The sequence below is a fragment of the Geodermatophilus sp. SYSU D00684 genome, from assembly GCF_054050455.1.
The window spans coordinates 22,251-47,182 of the sequence record NZ_JBJGZI010000028.1; the positions used below are offsets into that span (position 1 = coordinate 22,251).

The 24,932-nt window shown below is 75.8% G+C and carries 24 protein-coding genes; 6 read left to right on the forward strand and 18 right to left on the reverse strand.

Annotated features, from left to right (window positions below; translation table 11 throughout):
* The first annotated feature begins 6 nt into the window (after nt 1–6).
* Nucleotides 7–798, forward strand: a complete 792-nt coding sequence (locus ACI79L_RS18970; protein ID WP_456938271.1) for an SDR family oxidoreductase — start codon at nt 7–9, stop codon at nt 796–798.
* Nucleotides 795–2,918: a phosphotransferase gene (locus ACI79L_RS18975; RefSeq protein ID WP_456938272.1), complete on the forward strand. Its 2,124-nt coding sequence runs from the start codon at nt 795–797 to the stop codon at nt 2,916–2,918. Before ACI79L_RS18970 ends, ACI79L_RS18975 begins: the two co-directional genes overlap by 4 nt.
* Here ACI79L_RS18975 and ACI79L_RS18980 read toward each other — a convergent pair.
* The 7 genes from ACI79L_RS18980 to ACI79L_RS19010 all read right to left on the reverse strand — a co-directional run bounded on the left by ACI79L_RS18980 (nt 2,903) and on the right by ACI79L_RS19010 (nt 8,342).
* Nucleotides 2,903–3,880 (reverse strand): NAD-dependent epimerase/dehydratase family protein, encoded by a 978-nt coding sequence (locus ACI79L_RS18980; protein WP_456938273.1) that lies wholly within the window; start codon nt 3,878–3,880, stop codon nt 2,903–2,905. The genes ACI79L_RS18975 and ACI79L_RS18980 overlap by 16 nt on opposite strands.
* A gap of 221 nt (nt 3,881–4,101) precedes the next feature.
* Complete coding sequence (locus ACI79L_RS18985; RefSeq protein WP_456938274.1) at nt 4,102–4,848, reverse strand: hypothetical protein; 747 nt, start codon at nt 4,846–4,848, stop codon at nt 4,102–4,104.
* A 50-nt stretch (nt 4,849–4,898) separates the two neighbouring features.
* Entirely contained in the window at nt 4,899–5,141 is a 243-nt protein-coding gene (locus ACI79L_RS18990; RefSeq protein ID WP_456938275.1) for a hypothetical protein, read from the reverse strand.
* On the reverse strand, nt 5,138–5,848 hold the full coding sequence (locus tag ACI79L_RS18995; protein WP_456938276.1) for an ATP-dependent Clp protease proteolytic subunit: 711 nt from the start codon (nt 5,846–5,848) through the stop codon (nt 5,138–5,140). The genes ACI79L_RS18990 and ACI79L_RS18995 overlap by 4 nt, the downstream gene beginning before the upstream one ends.
* Nucleotides 5,849–5,882: 34 nt before the next feature.
* A complete protein-coding gene (locus tag ACI79L_RS19000; protein ID WP_456938277.1) occupies nt 5,883–6,749 on the reverse strand; it encodes an alpha/beta hydrolase fold domain-containing protein in 867 nt (288 codons plus the stop codon).
* The gene (locus ACI79L_RS19005; protein ID WP_456938278.1) at nt 6,746–7,591 is read right to left on the reverse strand and encodes an SDR family oxidoreductase; all 846 of its coding nucleotides are present in this window, start codon (nt 7,589–7,591) and stop codon (nt 6,746–6,748) included. The genes ACI79L_RS19000 and ACI79L_RS19005 overlap by 4 nt, the downstream gene beginning before the upstream one ends.
* Before the next feature lie 55 nt (nt 7,592–7,646).
* Nucleotides 7,647–8,342 (reverse strand): SemiSWEET transporter, encoded by a 696-nt coding sequence (locus tag ACI79L_RS19010; RefSeq protein WP_456938279.1) that lies wholly within the window; start codon nt 8,340–8,342, stop codon nt 7,647–7,649.
* Nucleotides 8,343–8,579: 237 nt separating this feature from the next.
* Between ACI79L_RS19010 and ACI79L_RS19015 the strand changes: the two genes are divergently transcribed.
* Entirely contained in the window at nt 8,580–9,065 is a 486-nt protein-coding gene (locus ACI79L_RS19015; protein ID WP_456938280.1) for a hypothetical protein, read from the forward strand.
* 12 nt (nt 9,066–9,077) lie between these two features.
* Here ACI79L_RS19015 and ACI79L_RS19020 read toward each other — a convergent pair whose 3' ends face one another.
* Entirely contained in the window at nt 9,078–9,275 is a 198-nt protein-coding gene (locus ACI79L_RS19020) for a hypothetical protein (protein ID WP_456938281.1), read from the reverse strand.
* Nucleotides 9,276–9,442: 167 nt separating this feature from the next.
* On the opposite strand from ACI79L_RS19020, the gene ACI79L_RS19025 reads away from it, so the two are divergent.
* The gene (locus tag ACI79L_RS19025) at nt 9,443–9,655 is read left to right on the forward strand and encodes a hypothetical protein (protein WP_456938282.1); all 213 of its coding nucleotides are present in this window, start codon (nt 9,443–9,445) and stop codon (nt 9,653–9,655) included.
* 36 nt (nt 9,656–9,691) lie between these two features.
* Here ACI79L_RS19025 and ACI79L_RS19030 read toward each other — a convergent pair whose 3' ends face one another.
* From ACI79L_RS19030 to ACI79L_RS19055, 6 genes are all read right to left on the reverse strand, one after another.
* A complete protein-coding gene (locus ACI79L_RS19030; protein ID WP_456938283.1) occupies nt 9,692–10,480 on the reverse strand; it encodes a GAF domain-containing protein in 789 nt (262 codons plus the stop codon).
* A gap of 112 nt (nt 10,481–10,592) precedes the next feature.
* A complete protein-coding gene (locus tag ACI79L_RS19035; RefSeq protein ID WP_456938284.1) occupies nt 10,593–11,756 on the reverse strand; it encodes a patatin-like phospholipase family protein in 1,164 nt (387 codons plus the stop codon).
* Between the two features lie 143 nt (nt 11,757–11,899).
* Nucleotides 11,900–12,358 (reverse strand): hypothetical protein, encoded by a 459-nt coding sequence (locus tag ACI79L_RS19040; RefSeq protein ID WP_456938285.1) that lies wholly within the window; start codon nt 12,356–12,358, stop codon nt 11,900–11,902.
* A gap of 39 nt (nt 12,359–12,397) precedes the next feature.
* Complete coding sequence (locus ACI79L_RS19045; RefSeq protein ID WP_456938286.1) at nt 12,398–13,762, reverse strand: DJ-1/PfpI family protein; 1,365 nt, start codon at nt 13,760–13,762, stop codon at nt 12,398–12,400.
* A 27-nt stretch (nt 13,763–13,789) separates the two neighbouring features.
* A complete protein-coding gene (locus ACI79L_RS19050; protein ID WP_456938287.1) occupies nt 13,790–14,905 on the reverse strand; it encodes a flavin-containing monooxygenase in 1,116 nt (371 codons plus the stop codon).
* Entirely contained in the window at nt 14,902–16,698 is a 1,797-nt protein-coding gene (locus ACI79L_RS19055) for a multicopper oxidase domain-containing protein (protein WP_456938288.1), read from the reverse strand. The genes ACI79L_RS19050 and ACI79L_RS19055 overlap by 4 nt, the downstream gene beginning before the upstream one ends.
* 223 nt (nt 16,699–16,921) lie before the next feature.
* On the opposite strand from ACI79L_RS19055, the gene ACI79L_RS19060 reads away from it, so the two are divergent.
* Nucleotides 16,922–17,227: a hypothetical protein gene (locus tag ACI79L_RS19060; RefSeq protein WP_456938289.1), complete on the forward strand. Its 306-nt coding sequence runs from the start codon at nt 16,922–16,924 to the stop codon at nt 17,225–17,227.
* A 137-nt stretch (nt 17,228–17,364) separates the two neighbouring features.
* Nucleotides 17,365–17,637, forward strand: a complete 273-nt coding sequence (locus ACI79L_RS19065; protein ID WP_456938290.1) for a hypothetical protein — start codon at nt 17,365–17,367, stop codon at nt 17,635–17,637.
* 214 nt (nt 17,638–17,851) lie between these two features.
* Here the strand turns inward: ACI79L_RS19065 and ACI79L_RS19070 are convergent, their stop codons facing one another.
* From ACI79L_RS19070 to ACI79L_RS19085, 4 genes are all read right to left on the reverse strand, one after another.
* Nucleotides 17,852–19,483: an FAD-binding oxidoreductase gene (locus ACI79L_RS19070; RefSeq protein ID WP_456938291.1), complete on the reverse strand. Its 1,632-nt coding sequence runs from the start codon at nt 19,481–19,483 to the stop codon at nt 17,852–17,854.
* Nucleotides 19,484–19,699: 216 nt separating this feature from the next.
* Nucleotides 19,700–20,773, reverse strand: a complete 1,074-nt coding sequence (locus ACI79L_RS19075; protein ID WP_456938292.1) for an anti-sigma factor RsbA family regulatory protein — start codon at nt 20,771–20,773, stop codon at nt 19,700–19,702.
* Entirely contained in the window at nt 20,770–21,591 is an 822-nt protein-coding gene (locus ACI79L_RS19080; protein ID WP_456938293.1) for an MEDS domain-containing protein, read from the reverse strand. The genes ACI79L_RS19075 and ACI79L_RS19080 overlap by 4 nt, the downstream gene beginning before the upstream one ends.
* A 412-nt stretch (nt 21,592–22,003) precedes the next feature.
* Complete coding sequence (locus ACI79L_RS19085; RefSeq protein WP_456938294.1) at nt 22,004–24,871, reverse strand: vitamin B12-dependent ribonucleotide reductase; 2,868 nt, start codon at nt 24,869–24,871, stop codon at nt 22,004–22,006.
* Nucleotides 24,872–24,932: the final 61 nt, after the last annotated feature.

A 24,932-nucleotide genomic window follows, 5' to 3' on the forward strand; every position in this document is an offset into this window, starting at 1 on the left:
GCCCGGGTGCCCTCCTCCCCCGGCCCCGACCCGTCCTCCCCCCAGGCCCGCTCGGGCCCGGGCGTCGTCGTGGTCACCGGGGCGAGCTCCGGGCTGGGCGCGGAGATGGCGCGCCAGTTCGCCGCCCGTGGCTGGGACCTCGCGCTGTGCGCCCGCCGGACCGACCGGCTGGACACCCTCGCGGACGGGATCCGGGCGGCGACCGGCCGGCGGGTGGAGACGGCGGCGCTCGACGTCACCGACGCCGACGCCGTGCCCGCGGTGTTCCGCCGCTTCGACGAGGGGTTCGGCGGGCTCGACCGGGTGGTCGTCAACGCGGGCCTGGGCAAGGGCGCCCCGCTCGGCACCGGCCGCGCCGACGCCAACCGCGAGACGGCGATGACCAACTTCGTCGGCGCGCTGGCGCAGTGCGAGGCGGCGCTGGAGGTGTTCCGCCGGCAGCGCCGCGGCCACCTGGTGCTCGTCTCGTCGATGTCCGCGCTGCGCGGGATGCGCAGGAGCATGACCACCTACGCGGCCACCAAGGCCGGCGTCGCGGCGCTCGCGGAGGGGCTGCGCTCCGAGCGGATCCCCGGCGTCGACGTGTCGGTGGTCTACCCCGGCTACATCCGGTCGGAGATGAACGAGCACGTGCAGCAGGCCACCCGGTTCATGGTGGACACCGAGACCGGCGTGCGGGCGATGGTCGGGGCGATCGAGGCGCGGAAGGCCAAGGCGTACGTGCCGGCCTGGCCGTGGGTGCCGATCGGCGTCGCGATGCGGGTGCTGCTGCTCTCCGTCGTGCGGCGGCTCTCGTGACCGACGCCCGCCCGGTCCGCGCCGAGGACGCCTTCGACGTCGCCGCGGTCGCCGCGTGGCTGGCCGCGCACGCCGACCCCGCGCGGGCCGGCGTCGACCTGTCCGCCGTCCCCGAGGTGCGCCAGTTCGCCGGCGGCGTCTCCAACCTGACCTACCTGCTGGGCTACCCCGACGGCGACCTGGTGCTGCGCCGCCCGCCGCGCGGGGAGCACACCGGCACCGCGCACGACGTCGCCCGCGAGTACCGCGTCCAGGACGCGCTGGGCCGGGTCCTCCCCCACGTGCCGCGCACGGTCGCGCTGTGCGAGGACACCGCCGTCGTCGGCACGCCGTTCTCCGTCGTCCGGCGGGTCGAGGGGCCGATCCCCCGCCGCTCCCTGCCGCCGGGCGTGGACCTCGACCGCGAGCAGGTCGCGCGGCTGTGCCGCAACGTCGTCGACCTGCTGGTCGACCTGCACGCGGTGGACGTGCGGGCCGCCGGGCTGGCCGACCTCGACCGCGGCCCCGGTTACGGGCGCCGCCAGGTCGAGAACTGGACGAAGCGCTACGCGCGGGCGCGCACGCGGGACGTGCCGGCCTTCGCGCGGGTGACCGCGTGGCTGGCCGAGCACCAGCCCGCCGACCGGGCGCACACGCTGGTGCACAACGACTTCCGGTTCGACAACGTCGTCCTCGACCCCGCCGACCCCACCCGCCCCGTCGGGCTGCTGGACTGGGAGCTGGCCACCGTCGGCGACCCGCTGATGGACCTCGCGAGCGCGCTCGGCTACTGGATCCAGGCCGACGACGGCCCGCTGATGCGCCGGTTCAGCCGCCAGCCCACGACGCTGCCCGGGATGATGACCCGCGAGCAGGTCGTCGCGTACTACAGCGCGCGGACCGGGCAGCGGGTCACCAACGCCGAGTGGGCCTGGTACGAGGTGTTCGGCCTGTTCCGCGTCGCGGTCATCGCCCAGCAGGTGTGGGCGCGCTACCGGGCGGGGCAGACGACGAACCCGGCGTTCCGCTCCTTCGGCCTCGCCGTCCGGCTGCTCGAGCGGCGCTGCCTGGCGGTGATCCGGCGGGCCGGCCGGCTCACCCCCGACCGCGCCGCGGCGCAGGTCGGCAGCCCGCTGCTCACCCGCCGCCGCATCCGGCCGCGCCGCTGGACCCCGCCGGCGTTCGCCGACCCCGGCCCGACGGCGCCGTTCCGCGTCGCCCGCCGGCTGCCGACCGGCGACTCCGGCCCCGAGGACGTGCTCTTCGACGACGCCGGCCTGGTGGTCACCGGGCTGCGCGACGGCAGCGTCGTGCGGATCGACCCGGTCACCGGGGAGCGCACGCTGATCGGGCGCACCGGGGGGCGCCCGCTCGGGGTGGAGCCGTGCGCCGACGGCAGCGTGCTCGTCTGCGACCACGACCGCGGGCTGCTGCGGGTGTTCCCCGACGGCGGCGTCGAGGTGCTGGTCTCCGAGGTCGACGGGGAGCCGGTGACGTTCGCGAGCAACGTCGTCGCGGCGTCGGACGGCACGGTGTGGTTCACGACGTCGACGGGCCGGTGGGACGTCGAGCACCACCTCGGGGACATGTTCGAGCACTCGGCCACCGGGCGGCTGGTGCGGCGGGACCCCGACGGCAGGGTGACGACGGTGCTGTCCGGGCTCGGCTTCGCCAACGGGCTGGTGCGCGCGCCCGACGGCTCGCACCTGCTGCTGGCCGAGACGGCCCGCTACCGGGTGCTGCGGCACTGGCTGACCGGCGAGCGGGCGGGCACCACCGAGCCGCTGGTGGAGAACCTGCCCGGCTTCCCCGACAACGCCTCGCTCGGCAGCGACGGGCTGCTGTGGGTGGCGATCGCCGCGCCGCGCAACGCACTGCTGGACCGGCTGCTGCCCCTGCCGGGCGTGCTGCGGCTGCTGCTGTGGAACGTGCCGGAGCGGGTGCGGCCGGAGGCGACGCCGATCGCCTGGGTGATGGCGTTCGACCCGGCCGACGGGCGCCGGGTGCACGACCTGCGCGCGACCGACGCCGGCTACGGCTTCGTCACCGCGGTCGCCGAGCGCGGCGGCACGGTGGTGGCCTCCGGCCTGCACGAGGACGACGTCGTGGTGCTGGAGTCCCCCGGTCAGCGGACGGTGTAGGGGCCGGTCGGGACGGCGTGGTAGCCCTTCGCGCCGACCGTCCGGGCCAGCTCGCTGCGCGGCGGGCGCCCAGCGGCGAGCGCGTCGAGGGCGGCGCGGAAGTCCCACTCCGGCGTCCAGCCGAGCTCGGCGCGGGCGGCGGCGTTGACGTACACCCGGTCGATCGAGGGGAACAGCCGCCAGCCCAGCCGCTCGTAGAGCGCCGGGGCGTCCGGGAAGAGCCGTTCGACGACGGCCGGGGCGTCGGTACGCAGCCGTGCCAGGTCGTCCCGGCCGAACGGCGTGGTGGCGCTGACGACGTAGCGGCCGAACCCGAGCGCCGGCGCCCGGTCGAGGGCGGCGCGGTGGGCGGAGACGACGTCGGCGGGGTCCACCCGCCGGTACAGCAGCTCGTTCACCTTGACGTTGTCGTCGGTGTAGGCGGTGCGGACGTCGTCGCTGTCGTCGCCCTCGGGGAAGAAGCGGGAGGTCCGCAGGACGACGACGGGCAGGCCGGTGTCGCGGGCGACGAGCTCGCAGAGGTCCTCGGCGGCGACCTTGGTGGCGCCGTAGACGTTGCGCACCCGCGGCGGCACGGCCTCGGTGACCCACGCGGCGGGCTCACCGGGAGCCGGCGTCAGCGCGCGGCCGAAGGCGCTGGTCGTGCTGGTGACCACCACGCGCCCGACGCCCGCGGCCGCCGCCTCCTCGAGGACGGCGAGGGTGCCGGTGACGTTGGTGTCGACGAACGCCTGCCGGCCGTGCGTGCCGACGTGCGGCTTGTGCAGCGTGGCGGTGTGCAGCACCGCGTCGGCGCCGGCGAGGGCGTCCCGGACGGCGGTGCGGTCGGTGACGGAGGCGACGACGTCGGTCCACGGCGAGGGCAGCAGGTCCAGCCCGGCGACGTCCTCACCGGCGTCGCGCAGCACGCGGACCAGCGCCTCGCCCAGGTGGCCGGAGCTGCCGGTGACGAGGACACGCACGCCCGCCACCCTGGCACGTCCCCGGCCGGTCCCCGGACGCGGACGGCCGCCCGGTCCTGGTGGACCGGGCGGCCGGATCGTGCGGCGCCGGCCCGACAGCCGCCTCTCGGCGAGTGGCCGCTCGCAGCGGCGGGAGGTGAGGCCCGGGGGCATGGACCGGACCGGCACCTGCTCCAACGCACCGTCCGCCGGGACATTCCCGGCGCCGCTTCAGGAGGGCGTCAGTAGGGCGGTGGGGTGGTCGTCGCAGTGAGGCCGGTGGGGGTGGTGACGGTGAGGGTGCCGTCGGCGGCCAGGTCGTGGCGCCGGCCGGGGGCCTGGTGCTTGCCGCGGTGGTGGCCGGCGCAGTAGCCGGCCAGGTCGGGCGCGGCGGTGGGTCCGGTCGGCCAGGGCGTGTCGTGGTCGAGGTGGCCGGTGCGGCGGCGGCAGCCGGGGAACCGGCAGCGCCGGTCCCGCGCCCGGCCGTGCCGGTCCGGCGCCGCGCGGGCGCCCCGCTTGAGCACCTCCCGCCGCGCCTTCTCGCCCAGCTGGGCCGACGTCGTCAGCTGTCCCGCCGCCCAGGCCAGCAGGTCCCGCTCCATTGCGGCGCGAAGGGCGTCGTCGGTGATCGGCGCGACCTCGTCCAGCAGCGGCCACAGGTGCCCCGGGTGCAGCGTCCCGGCCTCCAGCGCGGCCAGTGTCAGCGGCAGTCGGTGCACCAGGACCAGCGACCGCTCCAGCAGCGCCTGCGCCGCCTCCGCCGACAGCGACAGCGCCACCGCCAGCTCCTGCGTGGCCCACTCGCTCACCGGCCGCAGCACCTCCGGCCGCGCCGCCCACCGCCCGGCCGACATCGCCCCCGGCGCACCCTGCGGACGGTCCGCCGAGGCCGGCCGGGTCGCCGCGAACGCCGCCACCGCCCGCGCCCGCAGCGCGGTCTGCCGGGCGATCTCCCGGTCCGCGGCCTGCACCTCCACGTGTTCGATCATGTGTTCGAGCAGAACCAAGCGGTAAGCCTTGTGGATGACAGAAGTGCAGCTCAGACGACTGTCCGCCGATCCGCCCCGGCGTCCGACCTCACCTCCGCGCGGGGTCCGGGCGACAGCAGCGCCGCCCGGGCGGAGAGGACGGCGGAGCGCTCGGCTAGGGCGGCCGCACGGGCGGCCAGCCGGCGGGCGCGGCGTCGCCGGGCCGCGGCGGCGACCCGGCGGTGGTGCCGCACCGACCGCCGGAGCTCGGCCGCGCGGGCGTCGTCGAGGGTCGCGGTGAGCCAGTCGGTCACGGCGCGCCCCAGCCGGCGGGGACCAGCGCCGGGCCGGGCAGCGCCGTGGCCGAGGCCACGACGTGGTCGACGAGCCCGTAGGCCACGGCCTCCTGCGCGGTGAACCAGCGGTCCCGGTCGGAGTCCCGCTCGATCTGCTCGACGGTCTGCCCGGTGTGCAGCGCCTGCAGCTCGTCGACGTCCCGCTTCAGCCGGCGCAGCGCCTCGGCCTGGACGGCGACGTCGGACTGCGTGCCGCCGAGCCCGCCCGAGGGCTGGTGCACGAGGATCCGGGTGTGCGGCAGCGTGAACCGCTTGCCCGGCGTGCCGGCGGTGAGCAGGAACTGCCCCATCGAGGCCGCCGTCCCGAACGCGTAGGTGGCGACGTCGCAGCCGATCGCCTGCATCGTGTCGAAGACGGCCATGCCGGCGGTCACCGAGCCGCCGGGTGAGTTGACGTAGAGGTGGACGTCGCGGCGCGGGTCGTCGGCCGCGAGCAGCAGCATCTGCGCGCACAGGCGGTTGGCGACGTCGTCGTCGACCTCGCTGCCGAGCACGACGATGCGCTCGCGCAGCAGGCGGTCGGCGACGGCGTCGTGCAGGGTCGGGGAGCCGGTCGGGGTCTGCACGGTCGGTACCTCCTGGGCCGCCGGGGTCGGACGGCCGCAGTCAATCGGGAACGCGACAGGAATGCGCCCCCGAATGGTCCCGTTTCGCCATTCGCGCAATTGTTCGGCTGTCGGCAGAACGGCGCGCGGCGGCTCAGTCCCCGGCCACCGCCGCGACCACCTCCCGCGTCCCGGCCCGGCCCTCGGGGGTCGGCGTCAGGGGGTAGACGTGGACGGCGCCCGGGCGGACCGTCACGTCCACCTGCGCCCCCGCGGCGGCGGCCCGGTCCCGCAGGCGCACCACGTCGGGGTGGAGCAGGTCGCGGGTGCCGATCCAGACCCGCACCGGCGGCAGCCCGGCGAGCGGGCCGTGGACCGGGCTGAGCCGCGGGTCGGCCGGGTCGTCGCCGCCGGCCCACGCGCGGCCGGTCTCGGCCAGGCCGGCGCTGGACAGCCACGGGTCCCGGGCCTCGGCGTCGGCCACACCGGGCCCGGTGAGCGCCAGGTCCAGCCACGGCGCGATCAGCGCCAGCCGCCGCGGCTGCGGCAGGCCGGTGCCGAGCAGGGTCTGGGCGAAGCCGAGGGCCAGCCCGCCGCCGGCGGAGTCGCCGGCGAGGACGACGTCGTCGCCGAGGCCGCGGTACACCGCGTCGAGCAGGCGGTACGCGTCGCGGTACGTGCACCGCGGCGCGAGGCCGTAGTCGGGCACCACCACCCGGACGCCGGCGTCGGCCAGCCGCCCGACCAGCGCCCAGTGCTGCGGCGCCATCCCGGCGACGTAGGCGCCGCCGTGCAGGTAGACGGCGACCCGACCGGACCCGCCGCCGCGCGGGGCCACCGTGTGCACCTCACGGCTCTCGACGAGCCGGGTGGCCACCTCGTGCCGCCGGCGCAGCGCGTCCGGCAGCCGGGCGGGCGCGCCGGGGTCGGCCATCCGCTGCCGGGCGCGCTCGGCGGTGGCCATCCGCGGCTTGGCGGTCAGCCGCAGGTACCCGGCCACCGCCCGCATCGCCAGGCTCATGCGGTGGCCCGCAGCAGCTGCTCGAAGGTGGTGGCCGGGGAACCGGTCAGGTCGGGGACGGCGCTGCTCACGGCGGCCATCTCACCAGCCGCGATCGCGGTGTACGTCGACACCCAGGCCTCGACCTGCCAGCCGGGGGCGCCGTAGGAGGCGCGGGAGGCGAAGGCCTCCTCGACGGTCTCCGCGTGGTACCGGACCGGGCGGCCGGTGACGGCGGTGATCGTCTCCGCGACCTCGGTCAGCGTCAGCGCCTCCGGCCCGGTGAGGTCGTACGTGCGCCCGGCGTGCGCGGCGGGGTCACGGAGGACGGCGACCGCGGCGTCGGCGACGTCGTCCTGGGCGACCGCGGCGACCCGCCCGTCGCCGGCCGGGCCGCGGATCACGCCGTCCTCCCCCACCAGGCCGGGCAGGAAGTCGGCGTAGAGCGCGTCGCGCAGGAACGTGGACCGCAGCCCGCGGGCGCGGACGTGCTCCTCGGTGGCCCAGTGGTCGCGGGCGAGGGTGAAGGTCGCGTCCGGGGCGGCGCCCTGGAACGACAGGTAGACCAGGTGCCGCACGCCGGCGGCCGCGGCGGCGTCGACGAAGGCACGGTGCTGGTCGACCCGGTCGGCGGACTCCGACGCCGACACCATGAACACCGTCCCCACGCCCTCCAGCGCCCGGCGGACGGCGTCGCCGTCGGCGTACGGCGCGACGACGGCGGTCGCGCCCGGCAGCCGCGGCGCGCGGGACGGGTCGCGGACCAGCAGGCGCTGCGGGACGCCGGCGGCGGACAGCCGGCGGGCGACCCGGCCCCCGACCTGTCCGGTCGAGCCGGTGACGGCGACGGGGCTCGGGCTCAACGGAACTCCTCGGGGTGGGTGCGGACGACGCCCGATCCTCGCCCGGGCGGCGTCCTCAGGCCGCGGCGGCCAGCACCGGGCGCGGCTCGGCGGGGCGGACCGGGCGGCGGACCGGCAGCGGGACGACCGGCGCCGGCGTCCGGCGGGCGGCGAGCACCGCGCACGTGACGAGGGCGCACGCGAGCCCCACCGCGGCCGACAGCGCCATCGCCTGCTGTCCCGCCGCGAGGCCGTACCCGGTCCAGGCGGCGCAGGACCCGGCGCCGAGCCACCACCGCACCGGCGAGAGCCCGGAGACGTCCTGGGTGCGGTCGCGCAGCAGGCCCAGCGGCTGCGGCACCGCGGCGGCGGCGCCGACGACCGCGGTCACGGCGGCGAGGACGGCGGCGGCCGCGGCCGGCGCGGCGCCGAGGTCCACCGCGAACAGGCAGCTCCCGGCCAGGGCGGCCAGCGCGGCGGCGCCGGAAGCGGTGCGGGCGAGGACCCGCCGGGTGCGCTGCGCCGGCTGGGTGAGCAGCAGGGCGGCGAGCACCGCGGCGTTGCCCGCGCCGACGACGGCGTTGGTGACCACCTGGGCCGGGTCGTGCGCCAGCAGGCCGAAGGTCAGCCAGGCCAGGTTCAGCGCGACGGCCAGCCAGCTGCCCGTGGGCGACAGCCCCCGGGTGCGGCCGTGCCGGCAGGAGAGCCAGACCTGGGGCCAGACGACGGCGATGCTGAGGGTGGACGCGACGATGCCGAGGACGGCGGGCATGGCGGTGCGGGGATCCGTTCGGGAGGGCGAGCGAGGGGCGCGGCCACCGGCCGGGAGACGGCGCTCCACCGGCTCGGGTCCCTCGTCACTGAGCGGATCCCCGGGTGACCGCAGGTGTCATCGGCGCCCACCGCCGGCGACGGAACCCGATCGGCCGTGATCCTCCTGTGACCTCGCTCGCCCCGGGGCGGCCCTTCGACCCTGCCCCCGGGCCGCCGGTCGCGGGACGGTCGGTCCATGCGCCAGCAGCTGCGTCCCGTCCGGGCCGGGGTGGCCGCGGTCCTCGGCGTCGTCCTGCTCGCCTCGTGCTCCGGTGACGACGGCGGCTCGGGCGACGGCGGCTCGGCGGCCGACACCCCGGCGACCAGTTCCCCCGCGGAGGACACGGCGGAGGACACGGCGGCCGGGGAGGACTTCTGCGCCCGGGCCGCCGACCTCGACCAGCGGGTGGAGGACGCCCTCGCGGAGGTCGAGGGCGACGCCTCGCTCCCCGAGGTCTTCCGTCAGCTCGGGGAGGAGATGCGGGACGTCGACCCACCGGAGGAGATCGCCGCCGACTGGGAGACCATGCAGGCCGGCCTGGACCGGATGGCGGACGCGGTGGCCGACCTCGACCTCACCGACGGGGACTCGGTCGCCGCGCTCGAGGAGGCCGGGAGCGGGCTGGACACGGCGAGCGCGAACGTCGAGGCCTACCTGCGCGACGAGTGCGGGATCGGCTGACCCCGCGCGGGGTCAGCGCAGCGGCTGCCGGCACTCCGGGCAGGCCCGGTCGGGCAGCGGCTCGCCCTCGGTCAGCAGGCACCCGCCCAGCACGACCTCACCGCGGTCGCTCGCGTCGAACGCCTCCGCGGAGGGCAGCCCGACGACGAGCGGGACCGCGCGCGGGGACCCGGCGCAGTCGGGGCAGGACGGGGCGGTGCGACGGGTCACGGTCCTCACCGTAGGGACGGCACCGACACTCCCCGGCGCCGTTCCCCCGTCCGGGTGCCCGTGCCCGCGCGGCGGAACGTGCGTGCGCACGGCCCCGGGTGGGTAGAGCGCCGCACGGACGACCGGGAACCCCCTCCCGGCATCACCGATCCGCAGGAGGAGGCGACGTGTCGCTCCCTCGTCCCCAGGTCCCCGACGTCGACCGCCGCATCACGGTCGCCTACCAGGAGCTCGGCACCGCCCGCGACGGGTTCCGCAACTCCCCGAGCGGCGAGGGCTTCACCCTGTGCCAGGCGGCCCAGCAGGCGCTCGACGACCTGCTCGACCTCCGGCTGACGCTCACCGCGGCACTCGCACGGACCCTGCCCTCCCCCGCCTGAGCCGCCCCGTCCCCGGGCCGCTCCGCGTCGCCGGGGTCAGGGACCCGCGGAGCCACGGGTGCGGACGGCGTCGGCGCGCGCGGCGGCTGCGAGCCGCCGCAACCGGTCGGCCTCGGCGAGCCGGCCGCGAGCGGTGGCCCGCAGCGCCAGCTGCTCCAGCATCGCGGCAACGCGGGTGTCGGTCGCGGCGAGCCGGGCGCGCAGCACCCGCTGCCGGGCCTGCAGCCGCACGACCTCGGCGCGGACCCGCCGCACGGCGTCCACGAGGGAGCGCGCGTCGGCCACGGGCGCGGTCTCCCGGAGTGCCGTTCCGCCGTGTCCCGGCCGGCCGCGCACGACGGTGGCGGTCAGGTCCGCGAAGCGCCGGACGGCGGAACGGCGGGCGTCGGTGTCGAAGGCGTGCGGCCGACGGGCGTAGACGTTCAGGGAGCCGGTCCGCCGCCCGTCGCCGTCGAGGTCGAGCGGGACCGACAGGGACGACAGCACCCCGTGGTCGACAGCGCACCCGGCATAGGCCCGCCATCGGCGCTCGGTCCGCGTGTCGGGGACCTCGGCGGGCTCCCCCTCACAGGCGGCGTGCAGACACGGCCCGGCACCGGCGGCGTACTGGCTCGCGTCGAGGTCGGTGGCCGGCCGGCCGGTGCTCGCCACGGTGCCCGGCCGGCTCTCCACCACCAGCGTCACCGAGGTCTCGGCGACGTCGGGCAGCACCCTCCGGGCCAGGTCGGTGACCGAGCGCAACAGCCGCTGCACGGACGGGTCGAGCGCCGCGGCACGCCCCCGCGGACGAGGCGTCGCGGAGGCGTCCTGCTCGTCTCTGGTCACGGGATTCCGTCTGCTGGCACCGGGGTCGCCCCGGCGGCGGCTCACTGCCGCGTGACGCCCTGGCCGGACGTCCCGTTCGTCCCGGCTGTCCTCGCCGGTGCCGCCCCGGACGCTACGCCGTCGCCGGCGGCGCACCCTCGGCGGAGCCCGCGACGCCGCTGCGGTCGGCGGCCGCACCGGTCCACGGGTGGACGGCGCCGTCGGGACGGTGCAGCGGGACCGTCACCTGCCCGCTGACCGGCATGGTGCCCCGGGACGGAGTGCCGGTGTCCGGCACCGGACGGCTCCCGGGTCCCGACGGCGCCCGGCGGAGCGCCTCGGCGGCGAGACGCAGCAGGCGGCGGGCCTCGAGGGTGTCCGTGCGCCGGCTCGCGGCGGCGGAGGACGCGTGCACGACCTCGTCGAGGCGGGCGGCGGACATGACGTCGTCCCCCATGACCTCCTGCTCCTCCGGCCCGGGCGAGAAGACCAGGACCCGGGTCCCGGCGGCCCGCAGTGCCGCGATCTCGCGCCGGAGCAGCCGCGCCGCGTGGCGGCGGGCGGCGGCGTGGAAGTCGGGCCGGATCCCCGGCGGCCCGCTCATCGGCGAGACGACGACCACGAGGTCGCAGCCCCGCAGGAGGGCCGCGTTGGTCGGGGAGTGCGCGCCGCCGTCGACGTAGGTGTGCCCACCGATCTCCACGGGCGCGAAGTAGCCGGGCACCGCACAGGAGGCGGCGACCGCCTTCTCGAGCGACGCCGGGGGACTCCCGGGCCGGCCGAACACGATGCGGCGGCCGTCCCGACGGCGCACCGCGCAGATCCACAGGGACCGGGCGGGCCACTCCGGGCGCCCCGACCCGCGGAGCGGCGCGAGCCGCTCCTCGATCGAGTCGCGCCCCGGGGCGAGGAGGGCGAGTCCGGCCGCCAGCGGGCGGAACTGCCACGGGCGGACGATCGCGCGCCGGACCATGTGCCGGGTGGGCGGTCGGGCCGGGCGCAGCAACAGGTGCAGCGGCCGGATCGGCGGCAGGTCGGGGACCGGGGCCAGGGCCATCCGGCGGTGGATCTCGCCGTCCTCCGTCAGCGGCAGCCGTTGGACCCAGGAGGCCAGGTCCGTCGCGGAGACCTCCAGCCGCAGCAGGGCGCCGGTGATCGCCCCGGCAGAGGTCCCGACGACCAGGTCGGCCCGCCGGGCATCGAGGCCGTGGTCGTGCTGCAGCGCGGCGAGCACGCCGGCGTGGTACGCCTGGCCCACCACCCCGCCCGCACCGAGGACCAGGCCGATCCGCTCCACGGGACCACACTCCCGCCGGGCGCACCGGTGCGGGAGGGGGCCTTCGGACCTCCGCACCGAGCCCTCGGTCAGGTCCTCCCCCGTCGCGCCGGAGTGCCGTGCCCGCCCGGCTGTCCCGACCCGGCGGCGCGGCTCCTGGCCGCTCACCAGCCGAGGTGGACGTCGGCCACGATCCCGGCGGCGATGAGTGCGGCGGCGACGACGTCGACGGCGGCGCAGAACGGGGGCCACCAGCGGGTGTTCGCCACGAACCGGGTGCGGTGCTGCCAGAGGTCCTTCAGGCCGTGGCCGGCCAGGCCGGCCACGAGCAGCCAGGCCGAGCCGGTCACCCCCGCCGCGGCCGCGACGACGAAGACGGCGGCGACGACGGTCTCGACGGCGATGACCCTGGCCCGTCCGTCGGCCACGGCGAACCCGATGTAGACCGCGGCGATGAGGACGAGTCCCAGCGCGTAGACGGTGGCGTCGTCGAGCCAGGGGAAGGCCAGCGGCGACGCGGCCTGCAGGCAGCCCCACACCACGCCCCAGAGGACCGGCGTGCGCAGGCCGCGCCCACCGCCGGCCGTCGGGCCGCGGCGCTGCGCGCTCTCGGAGGTGGTCACGCCCTCCCCTCCCCGAGGCGACGCGGGTCCGGCCGCGGGTCAGCGTCCGGCGTGGGTGAGCCGCCTGGCGCGTCCGGCGACCACCGGCGCGGTCAGCCCGATCGCGCCGCGCACGGCCCGCGACAGCGGCGGGATGTGGTCGTAGTCGATGCCGCCCCACGGCGGTCGGGGGTCGTAGTCCAGGGCCCGCTGCACCCGGCGGGCGGTGGCCTCGTCGGTCAGCCGGGCCGCGAGGTGCAGGGCCATGTCGATGCCGGCCGAGACCCCGGCGGACATGACGAGGTTGCCGTCCTCGACCCACCTGCGCCGGTGGTACGTCGCGCCCAGGTCCTCCAGGATCCCGGAGTAGAACCAGTTGGTGGTGGCGTCGCGCCCCTCCAGCAGCCCGACCGCGCCGAGGATCAGCGAGCCGGTGCACACCGAGGTGACCAGGTCGGCCGAGGCGGCGGCGGAACGCACGTAGTCCCGGACCAGGGGGTCGCCCATCGCGCGGATGGTGGGCATGGCGCCGCCGGGCACGAGCACGATCGCCGGGTGCGGGACCTCCTCGAACGTGCGGTCGGGCAGCACCCGTACGCCGACGTCGGTGGGAACCGGCTCGCGGCGGGCCCACACGGTCACCGGGCGGTGGCCCGGCGCCAGTCGCTGCAGCACGGTGAGGACCTGCAGCGGGCCGACCAGGTCCAGCACGGTCAGCCCCGGGTAGAGCACGAGGGCGACGAGCCGCTCGTCGTGCGCGGGCCGGTCGGGGGCCGCACCGCCCGGGTCGCGCAGCGTCCGGGCGAGCTCGTCGTCGGCGGGGTCCGGCCCGACCCGCCCGAACGGCGGCTGGGGGTCGTACTCGTCGATCAGCTGGCCGAACCGGGCGACGGCCTTCCCGCGCAGCCGGGCCAGCAGGAGCAGCGCCAGGTCGATGCCGGCCGTGCCGCCCGCGGCGGTGTGCAGCCGGCCGTCGACCAGCCAGCGGTGCTCGTCGGCGGTGGCGCCCAGCCGCTCGAGCGGCTCCCGGTAGGCCCAGTGGACGGCCGCCCGCGCGCCGCGCAGCAGGTCGGCGGCGGCCAGGACGAGCGCCCCGTTGCCGGTGGACCCCACCACCTGCGCCCCGACGGCGGCCGAGCGGACGTAGGACAGCAGCGCCTCGTCCTCCGCCGCGGTCAGGGTGGCCGCCCCGCCGCCGGGCACGATCACCGCCCACGGGTCCGGCACCTCGGCGAAGGTGGCGGCCGGCAGCAGCCCCAGCGGCGTGTCGGTGGGCAGCTGCTCGGCGCGCTCGCCGACCACGACGGTGCGGTACCGCGCACCCCCGATGGACGGGGTCCTGAGCACGGTGAGCGGGCCGATGAGGTCCAGCGGCGTCACGCCGGGGTAGACCGGGAACGCGAGGACCCTCTCCTTGCCGGGCATGGCGGTCTCCCTTCCGGTGCTCGGCGGTCAGTGCCGGAGGTCGTGCGGAGCCGCCTGCGCGTCGGGCGCACCGCGCGGTCCGGGTACGTGGGCGCCGGTCCGCGCGGCGGCGTCCACCACGTACGCGGCGTCGTCGGCGACGAAGCCCAGCAGCGCCGAGCCGCGGGTGTGCTGCCAGGACAGGCCGAGGACGTACAGCCCGGGGACGTCGGTGATCCCGCGGGTGTGGACGACCCGGCCGTCGCGCAGCACGCCCGGGACGTCGATCCACGAGTGGTCGGGCCGGTAGCCGGTGGCCCAGACGACGACGCCCACCTCCCCGCTGCTGCCGTCGGCGAACCGGACGGTGCGGCCGGCGGCGTCGGTCAGCCGCGGCCGGAGACGGACGCCGGCCCGCTGCAGGCCGCGCCGGCTGCTGCCGATGAGGAACTCGCCGCGGGCCTGCACCCGGCGGCCGAGCCGGGAGCCGGCGGTCACCCGCAACAGGCGCAACCGGGTCAGCCACCAGAACAGGTCGCGGCCGAGCAGCCGCTGCGGCAGCGCCGGGTACGCCGAGCCGACCGACAGCTCGACCGGCCGGGTCCGGGCCAGCTCCTCGGCGATCTGGAACCCCGAGTTGCCGCCCCCGACGACCAGCACCGGTCCCTCGGGCAGTGCCTCGGGGCTGCGGTACCCGGAGCTGTGCACCTGGGTCACCGAGGCGTCCAGGCCGGCGGCGAGCGGCGGGACGAACGGGGTCTGGAACGGTCCGGTGGCCACGATGACCTGCCGGGCGGTGTACGTGCGATCGGCGGTGCCGATCCGGAACCCGGCGTCGGTGCGTTCGAGCCGGGTGACCCGCGCGTCCAGCTGCACCGGCAGGTCGAAGGCGGCGGCGTAGTCGCGCAGGTAGTCGGCGACCGCCTCCTTGCCCGGGTAGGTGCCGGCCGGCGCCGGGAACGGCAGGCCGGGCAGCGCGTCGTGCTCGGCCGGGGTGAACAGCCGCAGCGACTCCCAGCGCGTGCGCCAGGTGTGCCCGAGCTCCGCCGCGGCCTCCAGGACCAGGAAGCGCAGTCCCCGCTCGCGCAGGTGCCAGGCGGCGGCCAGGCCGGCCTGCCCGCCACCCACGACGACGACGTCGAACGGCTCGGCCGGGGCGGTCACGGCGTCGCTCCGCGGTCCACGGTGAAGCTGAACATCATCCCGGCGTGCATGTGCTCGGCGATGTGGCAGTGCGCCATCCACAGGCCGGGGTTGGTGACGTCGAGCAGGATGTCGACGGTCTGACCGGTCGTGATGAGCACGGTGTCCTTCCACACCAGGTTGGGCTCGACGGTCCCGTCCCGGCTCAGGACGAGGAAGCGGCCGGCGCCGTGCACGTGGAACGGGTGGTGCATCGGGTGGTCGGAGTCCATCTCGTTGACCAGCCGGATCTTGACCCGCTGGCCGGCGGTGAAGTGCCAGTCGACGGGGAGCCCGTCGCGGCCGGGGCTGCGGTCCAGCAGCTTCCAGCGCATCGTCTCCGTGGTGGTGGCCCGGTTCGTCTCGGCCATCTCGTCCTCCCACTCGATCCCGTCGGCGGTGGCGGGACCGTGGTGGTGGGCGTGCGCGTGCGCGGCGTCGTGGCCCGTCTCCGACGCCTCCGCGGCGTCCGTCCCGTGGCCCGTGTCGTGACCGTGGCCCGTGTCGTGACCGTGGCCCGTGTCGTGACCGGCGGCGGCCGCCCCGGCCGGGGCGGTCGCCATCAGCTTCATGCCGCACCTCGGGCAGCGCCCCGGCTCGTCGCTGACCACCTCGGGGTGCATCGGGCACGCGTACGTCACGGGAGGTGTGGTCGCCATCAGCTTCATGCCGCACCTCGGGCAGCGTCCGGGCTGGTCGCTGACCACCTCGGGGTGCATGGGGCAGGCGTAGGTCGTCGGTCCCGCCGCGGGCGCGGCCGGGTCGTCCATCTCGGCGACGATCGCGAGGACCTCGTCGGGCGCCGCGGCCAGCCACGCGCCGAGCCGCTCCCGCTCGGCCACCAGCTCCGGTGCGGTGCGCAGCGTCTCGAACCGGTCGGCCAGCGGCGGCTCGGCGACCTCACCGGTGACGGTGAACGCCGCCAGCCGGTAGGTCCGGTTCGGGGTGCGGTGCTCCAGCGTGAACTCGCCCGCCCGGTCGAACAGCACGTCCACGACCGCCCGCTCCGACGGGGCGAGCACCACGTCCGGGACGAACTCCTCGTGCTCCACCCGGCCGCTGTCGCCGCCGACGAGCTTCATCCGGGCACCGGGCACGGCCACCCGGAAGACCCGGCTGTTGGCGGTGTTGGTCAGCCACAGCCGGGTGACCTCGCCGGTCCGCACGGTGAACGCGGGGTCGGTCTCCCCGCCGGTGAGCATCACGTTGCCGTAGCGGCCCATCGCCGCGTAGTTGGTCTCGGTGCGGCTGAACGGGGCGATCGCGCCGTCCTCGAGCAGCAGGTCGTCGAGGGTCAGCACCACGTCGCGGTGCGCCGGCGGCCAGTAGTCCGGCTCGGCCGGGGTGACCAGGATGCTGCCGTAGAGGCCCAGCTCCTGGGTGACGTCCTCGCGGACGTGCGGGTGGTACCAGTACAGGCCCGGGTCGGGGAACTGGATGCGGTAGGTGAACTCCCCGCCCGGCGGGATCGGTGCCTGCGTCTCGTGCGGCACGCCGTCGTAGCGGTTCTCCAGGCGCAGCCCGTGCCAGTGCACGGTGGTCTCGAGGTCGGTGCCGTTGGTGACGTGCACGACGACCTCCGACCCCTGCCGGACCCGCAGCGTGGGTCCGGGGATCGAGCCGTTGTAGGCCAGCATCCGCACCGTGCTGTCCCCGATCCGCTTGGCGACCGGCGCGGGGCGCAGCTGCAGCTCCTCGTCGTTCCGCAGCTCGACCACCTCGGGCGCGACGGCCTCGGGCAGACCGGTGAGGTCGGTGGAGAGGAAGGTGTCCACGGGACGTCCTCCTGTCGGTGAGCGTGGAGTCTCAGCTCCGGGTGCCGCCGGCGGCGTGAGGGGATCCGAGGGAGTCCGCGGCACCGCGCGCACCGGCGCGGGCGGACTCGACGACGTGCTCCGCGGTCATGGCGCCTCCTGTGCGGACTGGTAGTCCACCGCCGCCGGGTGCGGGCTGTCCAGACGCTCGGCGACGGTCCGGCCCGTCGGGCACCATCCGGCCGTGGACCCCGAGCAGCTGCTGCGGACGGCGGCCGACCGGCTCGAGGCGCTCGCCGCCCGGACGACTCCCGGCGACTGGCGGACCGGCGGGCTACTGGCGACCCGCCCCGAGGTGGTCGCGCACCTCCCCGACGGGAGCACCGAGCACGTGGCCGAGGCGCGGGCCGGGACCGGTGCGTGGATCGCGGCCCTCTCCCCCGCGCTGGCCGCGCCGCTGGCGGACTGGCTGCGCGTCGCCGCGACGTCCCGGCCGGCCGACCCGGCGGCCGCGGCGTTCGCCCGGGCGCTGCTCGCGCGGCTGCCCTGACCGGCGGCTGAGGTCGTCGCCCGGACCGATCCCCCGGGTGGGGGGCCCGCCGCAGAGCCCCACGGCCCTGTCCGCGGGCCGGTTCCACGAGCACCCTGTGCTGCGTTCCACAGCCATCCGCGATCAGGGAGGCAGCCGTGTACTTCGGAGTCATCCACACCATCCGGGACGGTGGCCGGTGGGAGCACATGATCGAGACCGCCGACCTCGGCTCCCTGCCCGAGGGCGTCGACCTCCTGTCGACCTGCACCTCGACGGACGACGCCCGGGCCCTGTGCCTGTGGCGTGTGCCGAGCCGCGAGGTGCTCGACGGCGTCCTCGACCAGCTCGTCGGTGACAACGCGATCAACGACGTGTTCGAGGTCGGTGAGCACTCCGTGATCGTCGCGGGTCAGCCGGCCGCCGTCTGACCTCCGCGACGCCCGCCTGCTCCGGGCGGGCGGCGACCCGGTGGCCGCACCGAGGGTCCACGGTCGTCGGCCGGGGCGGGGAGGCCGTGCCGAGCTCGAGGTGGCTGCCGACCTCGGCACGAGCCGTCACCGGCGAGCCGGGCGACGTCCCGACGAGCGATCCCGTGTCCGTCCGGCACGTCGCCTGGAGGGAGGTCCGCGAGGGTGCGCGGGGTCAGCGGACGACCTCGTCCGTCGGCGCCGGCACGGGCTCACGGGGCGAGGGGATGTCGGCCGGGGCGGGCGGGATGTTGGGGTTGTGCCGGAAGACGTTGTCCGGGTCCCAGGCGCTCTTGAGCTCGGCGAGGCGGCGGTACTTGCTCTCGCCGTAGGAGGCGCGCACCCGCCGCTCGTCGGTGTCGGCCTCGAAGTTCAGGTACGTCCCGTCGTCGGGGGCGTAGGGGCGCAAGGCGTTCCAGAGGTCACGGACCCACACGCGGTCAGCCTCGTAGGTCTGGTCGTCGGCAGCGAGGGCGAGGAGGGCCAGCGCCCAGTGCGGACGTCGGGGACTGCCCCACGCCGTCGCGTCGTCGGAGATCTCGCTGTACCTGCCGGTGAGCGGGAACATGGGCACGTAGGAGAGCGGCGAGCGCATGAGGGGGAGCCGCTCGAGGACGACCGCGAGTGCATCGTCGCCCAGGTGGTCGAGGTTCAGCCCCTTGTCGTAGGCACGGATGCCCCACGGGTTGGCGTCGTCGAGCATCTGCTGCAGCGCCACGTGCGGGATCGGGGTGACCATCTCGAACAGCGGGTTGCGCTCGCGCAGCGGCCGGATCGCGGCGGCGTGCTCCTCGGCGCTGCCCCAGCCCGCGACCATGACCGCGACGCCCCGCGCGCCCCGGTGCTCCTCGGGCACGAACGGCTCCGGCGGCGCGGACATCCCGACCACGGCCCCGGTGACCCCGGCCGGGAGGTCGAACAGGTACTCACGGACGAAGCGGAGCGGCTCGAGGGCGTCGTCAGGTCGCCAGAAGAACATGCCCACGTTCGCCAGCGGGTCGAGCTCGTGCGGGGCGAACACGAGTTCGGTCACGATCCCGAAGTTGGTGCCGGCGCCGCGCAGCGCCCAGAAGAGGTCGGGTTCGGTGTCCTCGGAGGCGGTCACGGTGCGCCCGTCGGCGGTGACCAGGGTGGCGGCCACCAGGTTGTCGCACGCCAGCCCCTGCTGGGACGTCAGCCAGCCCAGGCCGCCGCTGAGCGTGAGACCCGAGACGCCCGTGTGGCTGACCGTCCCGCCGGCCACGGCCAGTCCGAGCGGCGCGGTCGCGGCGTCGACGGCGGCCAACGTCGCGCCGCCTCCCACGTGGACCCGGCGGGCCGCCGGGTCCACCCGGACGCCGGCGATCCGGGACAGGTCGATCATGACGGCGTCGTCTGCCACGGCGTTCCCGGCTCCGCTGTGGCCGCCGCCGCGCACGGTCAGGTCCGCCCCCTCCTCGCGCACGACGGCGAGGGTCCGTGCCACCTCCTCCGCCGACCCGGGCCGCACGATCAGCGCCGGCCGGCGCGTGATGGCGCCGTTCCAGACAGCCCCGGCCCGTGCCGCGGCGAACCCCGGGTCGGCCGGTTGCAGCACCTGACCGGCGACGGACCGGGCGAGACGGGTGAGGACAGCGCGATCGAGCGGCATGGCGACTCCCTGCGGACCCGAGCTCGCCTCCGGTGGTCCGTGACCGCTGGGAAGCGATGCGGCACCGTCGCACGTGATCCGCGGCCGGACCCCCGTGCCCGTTGCCCGGATCCCCGGTCGACCGGCCGGTCCCGGCGTGTGGTGACCCGTGGCTGACCCGGCGCGCCGCCGGGTCATGCCGGAGACCTGCCGTGCGGTGGGTGGCGTCCGTGCGGATCCCCGGCCCGCTCGCCCTGCACCGGACGAGTGGGAGCCCGCCGCTGTGCCGTCGTCGTGCGCCACGGGCGCGTCGCGCGGGCTGCCGGTGACCGCGTGCCGGGGAGCACGCGCCGCCGCGGGGCCGGCTGGGCCCGCGGCCACCCCTCGGCAGGCGCCGCCGATGGCGTCCCGCAGCTACGCCTGCAGCCGGCGGGCCAGCTCTCGGGCATCGGCGCGGGCCCGCTCCGCTCGGCCGGTCGCAGAGTCGGCGGTTGCGGGCCCGGTCGGCCGGCCGGCCGGGCCCGGTCCGCGCAGGACGGTGGTCAGGCGGACCGTGAAGCCGGACGGGGTGCGGAACGTCGCGAGGGTGTCGCAGGCCTGCCGGGCCACCCACAGGCCCGCCCCAGCGAGCGAGGAGCTGGTGAAGGGTGGGACGAAGCCGGCCAGCGGGTCGTCGAATCCCTCTCCGCAGTCGGTGACCGTGGCCTCCAGCCGGGCCGGCGTGATCCACAGCCGGACGGCGACCGGTGGAGCGCCGTGCCTGAAGGCGTTCCCGAGCACCTCGGTGACCGCGGCGGCGAACCGGCCGTGCCGTGCTTCCTGCGCGCCCGCGCCGTCCAGCGCGGCGCGCACCCGCACGCGCAGCTCCGGCAGCCGAGCGGGATCGGTCAGGTCGGCCAGGACCAGGGTCGGAGGCCCCTCGGGGACCGGGTTCCCCTGGACGGTCGCGGTCCGGCGCAGCACGGTCGCGGGCTCGACGTAGCGGTCGTTGGGCACCAAGCCGGCCGGCGTCAGCAGCGCGGGATGGGTCTCCTCGACCCCGTCCCGCATCGCGTCGGAGATCTCGCGTCGGTCGTAGGCGCAGACGCTCGCCAGCGGCATCCGGCCCATCGCGACGTTGAAGACCGCCTCGTAGCGGTGCCACTGGCCCCACCGCGGGCGCTGGTCGAGCGGCAGGGCGCCGACCAGCCGGATCCCCGGGACGCCGGCAGCCACCTGCCGGTGCAGCATCCGGCGGTAGGTGGCGAGCGCGTGTGCGGTCCCGGTGTGGTCGGTGCCGGCGTAGATGTCCTCGTGGGACAGCAGGAGGATGCGGTCGTCGTCCCCGAGCGCCCGGGCCAGCAGCGCGTTGTGGTCCTCCGAGCAGGCCAGCACCGCCGGCTGCCCGGCGGCGAGCCCGTCGGCGAGGAACGGCACGGCCGCGGCCGCCAGCTCCTCGGCGGAGTCGTGGAGCAGCGCGGCGTGCACCAGCCCTGCGACGGCGGTCATGGCCGGCCCGCCAGCACGTGCATGCCCGGCAGCTCGTCGACCTCCATCAGCCGCAGGATCAGCTCCACCGGCGGCTGGGGGGCGATCAGCAGGACGTGGCCGTCGGCCATCCGGAAGGCCCGGGTGACGTCGTCCAGCCGCCAGCAGCCGCCGGCATCCAGGTGGCTCACCTCGGCCAGGTCCAGCCACAGCACCCTCGACGCGCTGCGGCTCGCCACGGCCACCACGGCCTCGAAGACGTCGGTGCTGGTGCCGTCGACCTCACCGTGCAGAGCCAGCCCGTCCAGGTCCCGCGTGGTGGTGAGGATCGCCTGCCGCACACCGGACCGGTGGCTCGCGACGACGTCCTCCAGCAGGTCCCCGGCGGTGGCCGCCTGCGGGTACTGGCACAGCGTGTGCACCGGCCAGGTGCGGACCAGCTCGTCCATCTGCTGCTCGACGAGCCGGTGCACGGCCGGGGAGAGCACGGTCAGCGCCACCCGCCGCTCGGCCGACATCCACACCCCGGTGAACCCCTCGGCCAGCGCGCGTTCGACGACGACGGCAAGGCCCTCGGCGGCGTAGAACTCCGCCGCCGGCGGCACCACCAGCCGCCCGTCGCGGACGGCCGCGGCCCCGTCCACCCCGCGGGTCTCCAGCACTGCCAGCAGCGAGTCCTCGGGCCGCCGCGGCTGCTCGGTGCAGACGACCTTCTCCCCCGCGTCCAGACCGCGGCGCACCCAGGTGGTCAGACCGTCCAGCCGTTCATCCTCGGACCGGTGCAACTGCAGCACGTGCTCGCCGCACTCGGTGCCGGGGAGCTCCCCGACAGCGTCCACGAGGAAACGCTACGCGCCACGCGCGTGCACAGCACCCCGGCAGGGAGGTCCCGGTACAGCTCACCGGGCGCCCGGAGGCGGACGGTCCCGGAGGCACCGGCCAGGGCGGCCGGCGGCGCGGTCGTCCTGCTCGGCGTGCAGAGCCGCGGCCACCGGTCGCGACACTCGGAGCGCGTCGGACGCTCGTCGTACCTCACCGCTGGGATCCACCCCAGGGGCAGAGGGCCGGCGATCGCACCTCCGACGACAGGATCGGCTGGCTCTCCTCCGTCGCATCCGTCGGACGCCACCGGCCCGGCCCTCGACGAGGAACCGGGCCGGTGGACGAGCCGTACCAGCGAGGGAGGCGTCCTGCCGGCCGGGTGGGGAACATCGCTGTCCGCGCCGGCAGGACGGGCCCTGACCGCCTACATCAGCTGCAGCCGCTGGTGGAGCCGCAGCCCTCGCAGACGTAGCAGCTGCCGGCGGGGCGCATCTTCGTGCCGCAGGTCATGCACAGCGGCGCGTCGGTGACGTTGCCCGTGACCAGCTCGAGCAGCTCGGCCGAGGAGTGGGCCTCCTTGACCGGCTTGTCGGCGGCCGGCTCCGGCTTGGCGGGCGCCTCGGTCGGCACCGAGCCGCGCAGCGCCTCGACGTCGACCTCCTCCTCCTCGACGACCTCCGCCGTCGAGGCCGAGCCGCCGTACGTGCCCGACACCTGCGCCGCCCGCTCCTCGGCGGTGAAGATGCCGAGGGTCGCGCGGGTCTCGACCGGCAGGTGGTCCAGCGCCAGGCGACGGAAGATGTAGTCCATCACCGACTGGGCGATCCGGATGTCCGGGTCGTCGGTCATGCCGGCCGGCTCGAAGCGCATGTTGGTGAACTTCTGGATGTAGGTCTCCAGCGGCACACCGTGCTGCAGCGCGATCGAGATGCCGATCGAGAAGGCGTCCATGACACCGGCCAGGGTCGAGCCCTGCTTGCCGAGCTTGAGGAACACCTCGCCGAGGCTGCCGTCCTCGTACATCCCGGCGGTCATGTAGCCCTCGGCGCCGGCGACGCTGAACGACGTCGTCATGCTCTGCCGCTTCTTCGGCAGCCGGCGGCGGACGGGGTGCGACGTCGCGGCGACCGGCGCGGCCTCGACCTCGACCTTGGCCTCGGTCTTCTTGGCCTTGGCGTCGGACAGCGGCTGGCCGACCTTGCAGTTGTCGCGGTAGATCGCCAGCGCCTTGAGGCCGAGCTTCCAGCCCTGGAAGTAGATGTTCTCGACGTCCTCGACGGTCGCCGTCTCCGGCATGTTGACCGTCTTGCTGATCGCGCCGGAGATGAACGGCTGCACCGCGGCCATCATGCGGACGTGGCCCATCGGGGAGATGGCCCGCTCGCCCATGGCGCAGTCGAACACCTCGTAGTGCTCCGGGCGCAGGCTCGGGGCGTCGACGACGTGGCCGTGCTCGGCGATGTACTCGACGATCGCCTCGACCTGCTCGTCCTGGTAGCCGAGGCTCTTCAGCGCCCGCGGGACCGTCTGGTTGACGATCTGCATGGACCCGCCGCCGACCAGCTTCTTGTACTTGACCAGCGAGAAGTCCGGCTCGATGCCGGTCGTGTCGCAGTCCATCATGAAGCCGATGGTCCCGGTGGGGGCGAGGACCGAGGCCTGCGCGTTGCGCCAGCCGTTCTCCCCGCCGATCTCCAGGCACTCCTGCCACTGGGCGGTGGCGGCCCGCAGCACGTCGGCGTCGTCGGCGCCGACCGGGCGGATGGCGTCGTTGGCGGCGGCGTGCTTGCGCATGACGCGGGCGTGCGCGTCGGCGTTGCGGGCGAAGCCCTCGTACGCGCCGACGATGCCGGCGAGCTCGGCCGAGCGGCGGTAGGCGGTGCCGGTCATCAGCGAGGTGATGGCCGCGGCCAGGGTCTGGCCGCCCCGCGAGTCGTAGGCGTGGCCGGTGGCCATCAGCAGCGCGCCGAGGTTGGCGTAGCCGATGCCCAGCTGCCGGTAGGCGCGGGTGGTCTCACCGATCGGCTCGGTCGGGAAGTCGGCGAAGCAGATCGAGATGTCCATCGCCGTGATGACCAGCTCGACGGCCTTGACGAAGGTCCTGGCGTCGAACGTCCCGTCGTCCTTGAGGAACTTCATGAGGTTCAGGGACGCCAGGTTGCACGAGCTGTTGTCCAGGCTCATGTACTCCGAGCAGGGGTTGGACGCGTTGATCCGGCCCGTCTCGGGGTTGGTGTGCCAGTCGTTGATCGTGTCGTCGTACTGGATGCCGGGGTCGGCGCACTCCCACGCGGCCTGGGTGACCTTGCGGAACAGGCCCCGCGCGTCGACCTCCTCGATGACCGAGCCGTCGAGGCGGGCGCGCAGGCCGAAGTCGGTGCCGTCCTCCACCGCACGCATGAACTCGTCGGAGACGCGGACCGAGTTGTTGGCGTTCTGGTACTGGACGCTGGTGATGTCCTTGCCGCCGAGGTCCATGTCGTACCCGGCGTCCCGCAGCGCGCGGATCTTGTCCTCCTCGCGCGCCTTGGTCTCGATGAACTCCTCGATGTCGGGGTGGTCGATGTCGAGGACGACCATCTTGGCCGCGCGCCGGGTGGCACCGCCGGACTTGATGGTCCCGGCGGAGGCGTCGGCGCCGCGCATGAAGCTGACCGGGCCGGAGGCGGTGCCGCCGGAGGACAGCAGTTCCTTGGAGGAGCGGATGCGGGAGAGGTTCAGGCCGGCGCCGGAGCCGCCCTTGAAGATCAGCCCCTCCTCCCGGTACCAGTTGAGGATCGAGTCCATCGTGTCGTCGACGGCGAGGATGAAGCAGGCGCTGACCTGCTGCGGCGCGCTCGTGCCGACGTTGAACCAGACGGGGCTGTTGAAGCTGAACACCTGGTGCAGCAGCATCCAGGTCAGCTCGTGCTCGAAGACCTCGGCGTCGCCCTCGGTGGCGAAGTAGCCGTGCTCGCGGCCGGCCGCGCCGTAGGTGAGCACCACCCGGTCGATGAGCTGACGCAGGCTGCTCTCCCGCTGCGGGGTGCCGACGGCGCCGCGGAAGTACTTCGTGGTGACGATGTTGGTGGCGTTGATGCTCCACTCGGAGGGGAACTCGACGCCGCGCTGCTCGAAGTTGATCGAGCCGTCACGCCAGTTGGTCATGACGACGTCGCGACGCTCCCACGTCACCTCGTCGTACGGGTGGACGCCGGCGGTCGTGTAGACCCGCTTGACCTTCAGGCCCTTCCCCCTGGTCGGCGCCTTGGCGGCCCGGCGCGTACGGCTTGCCGGGCGGTCCTCGATCTCGGTCACGAGCTCTCCCTCGGTGAGTGGTGCGGGCGGCTGGGGAAGAGAGCCACCCTGTTCCTATCTG

Excerpts from the sequence above, each read along its gene's own strand:
- ACI79L_RS18985 (WP_456938274.1), bottom strand. The coding sequence starts at position 4,848 with ATGATCGAACACGTGGAGGTGCAGGCCGCGGACCGGGAGATCGCCCGG.
- ACI79L_RS19000 (WP_456938277.1), bottom strand. The coding sequence starts at position 6,749 with ATGAGCCTGGCGATGCGGGCGGTGGCCGGGTACCTGCGGCTGACCGCC.
- ACI79L_RS19010 (WP_456938279.1), bottom strand. The coding sequence starts at position 8,342 with ATGCCCGCCGTCCTCGGCATCGTCGCGTCCACCCTCAGCATCGCCGTC.
- ACI79L_RS19015 (WP_456938280.1), top strand. The coding sequence starts at position 8,580 with ATGCGCCAGCAGCTGCGTCCCGTCCGGGCCGGGGTGGCCGCGGTCCTC.
- ACI79L_RS19045 (WP_456938286.1), bottom strand. The coding sequence starts at position 13,762 with ATGCCCGGCAAGGAGAGGGTCCTCGCGTTCCCGGTCTACCCCGGCGTG.
- ACI79L_RS19070 (WP_456938291.1), bottom strand. The coding sequence starts at position 19,483 with ATGACCCGGCGGCGCGCCGGGTCAGCCACGGGTCACCACACGCCGGGA.
- ACI79L_RS19075 (WP_456938292.1), bottom strand. The coding sequence starts at position 20,773 with ATGACCGCCGTCGCAGGGCTGGTGCACGCCGCGCTGCTCCACGACTCC.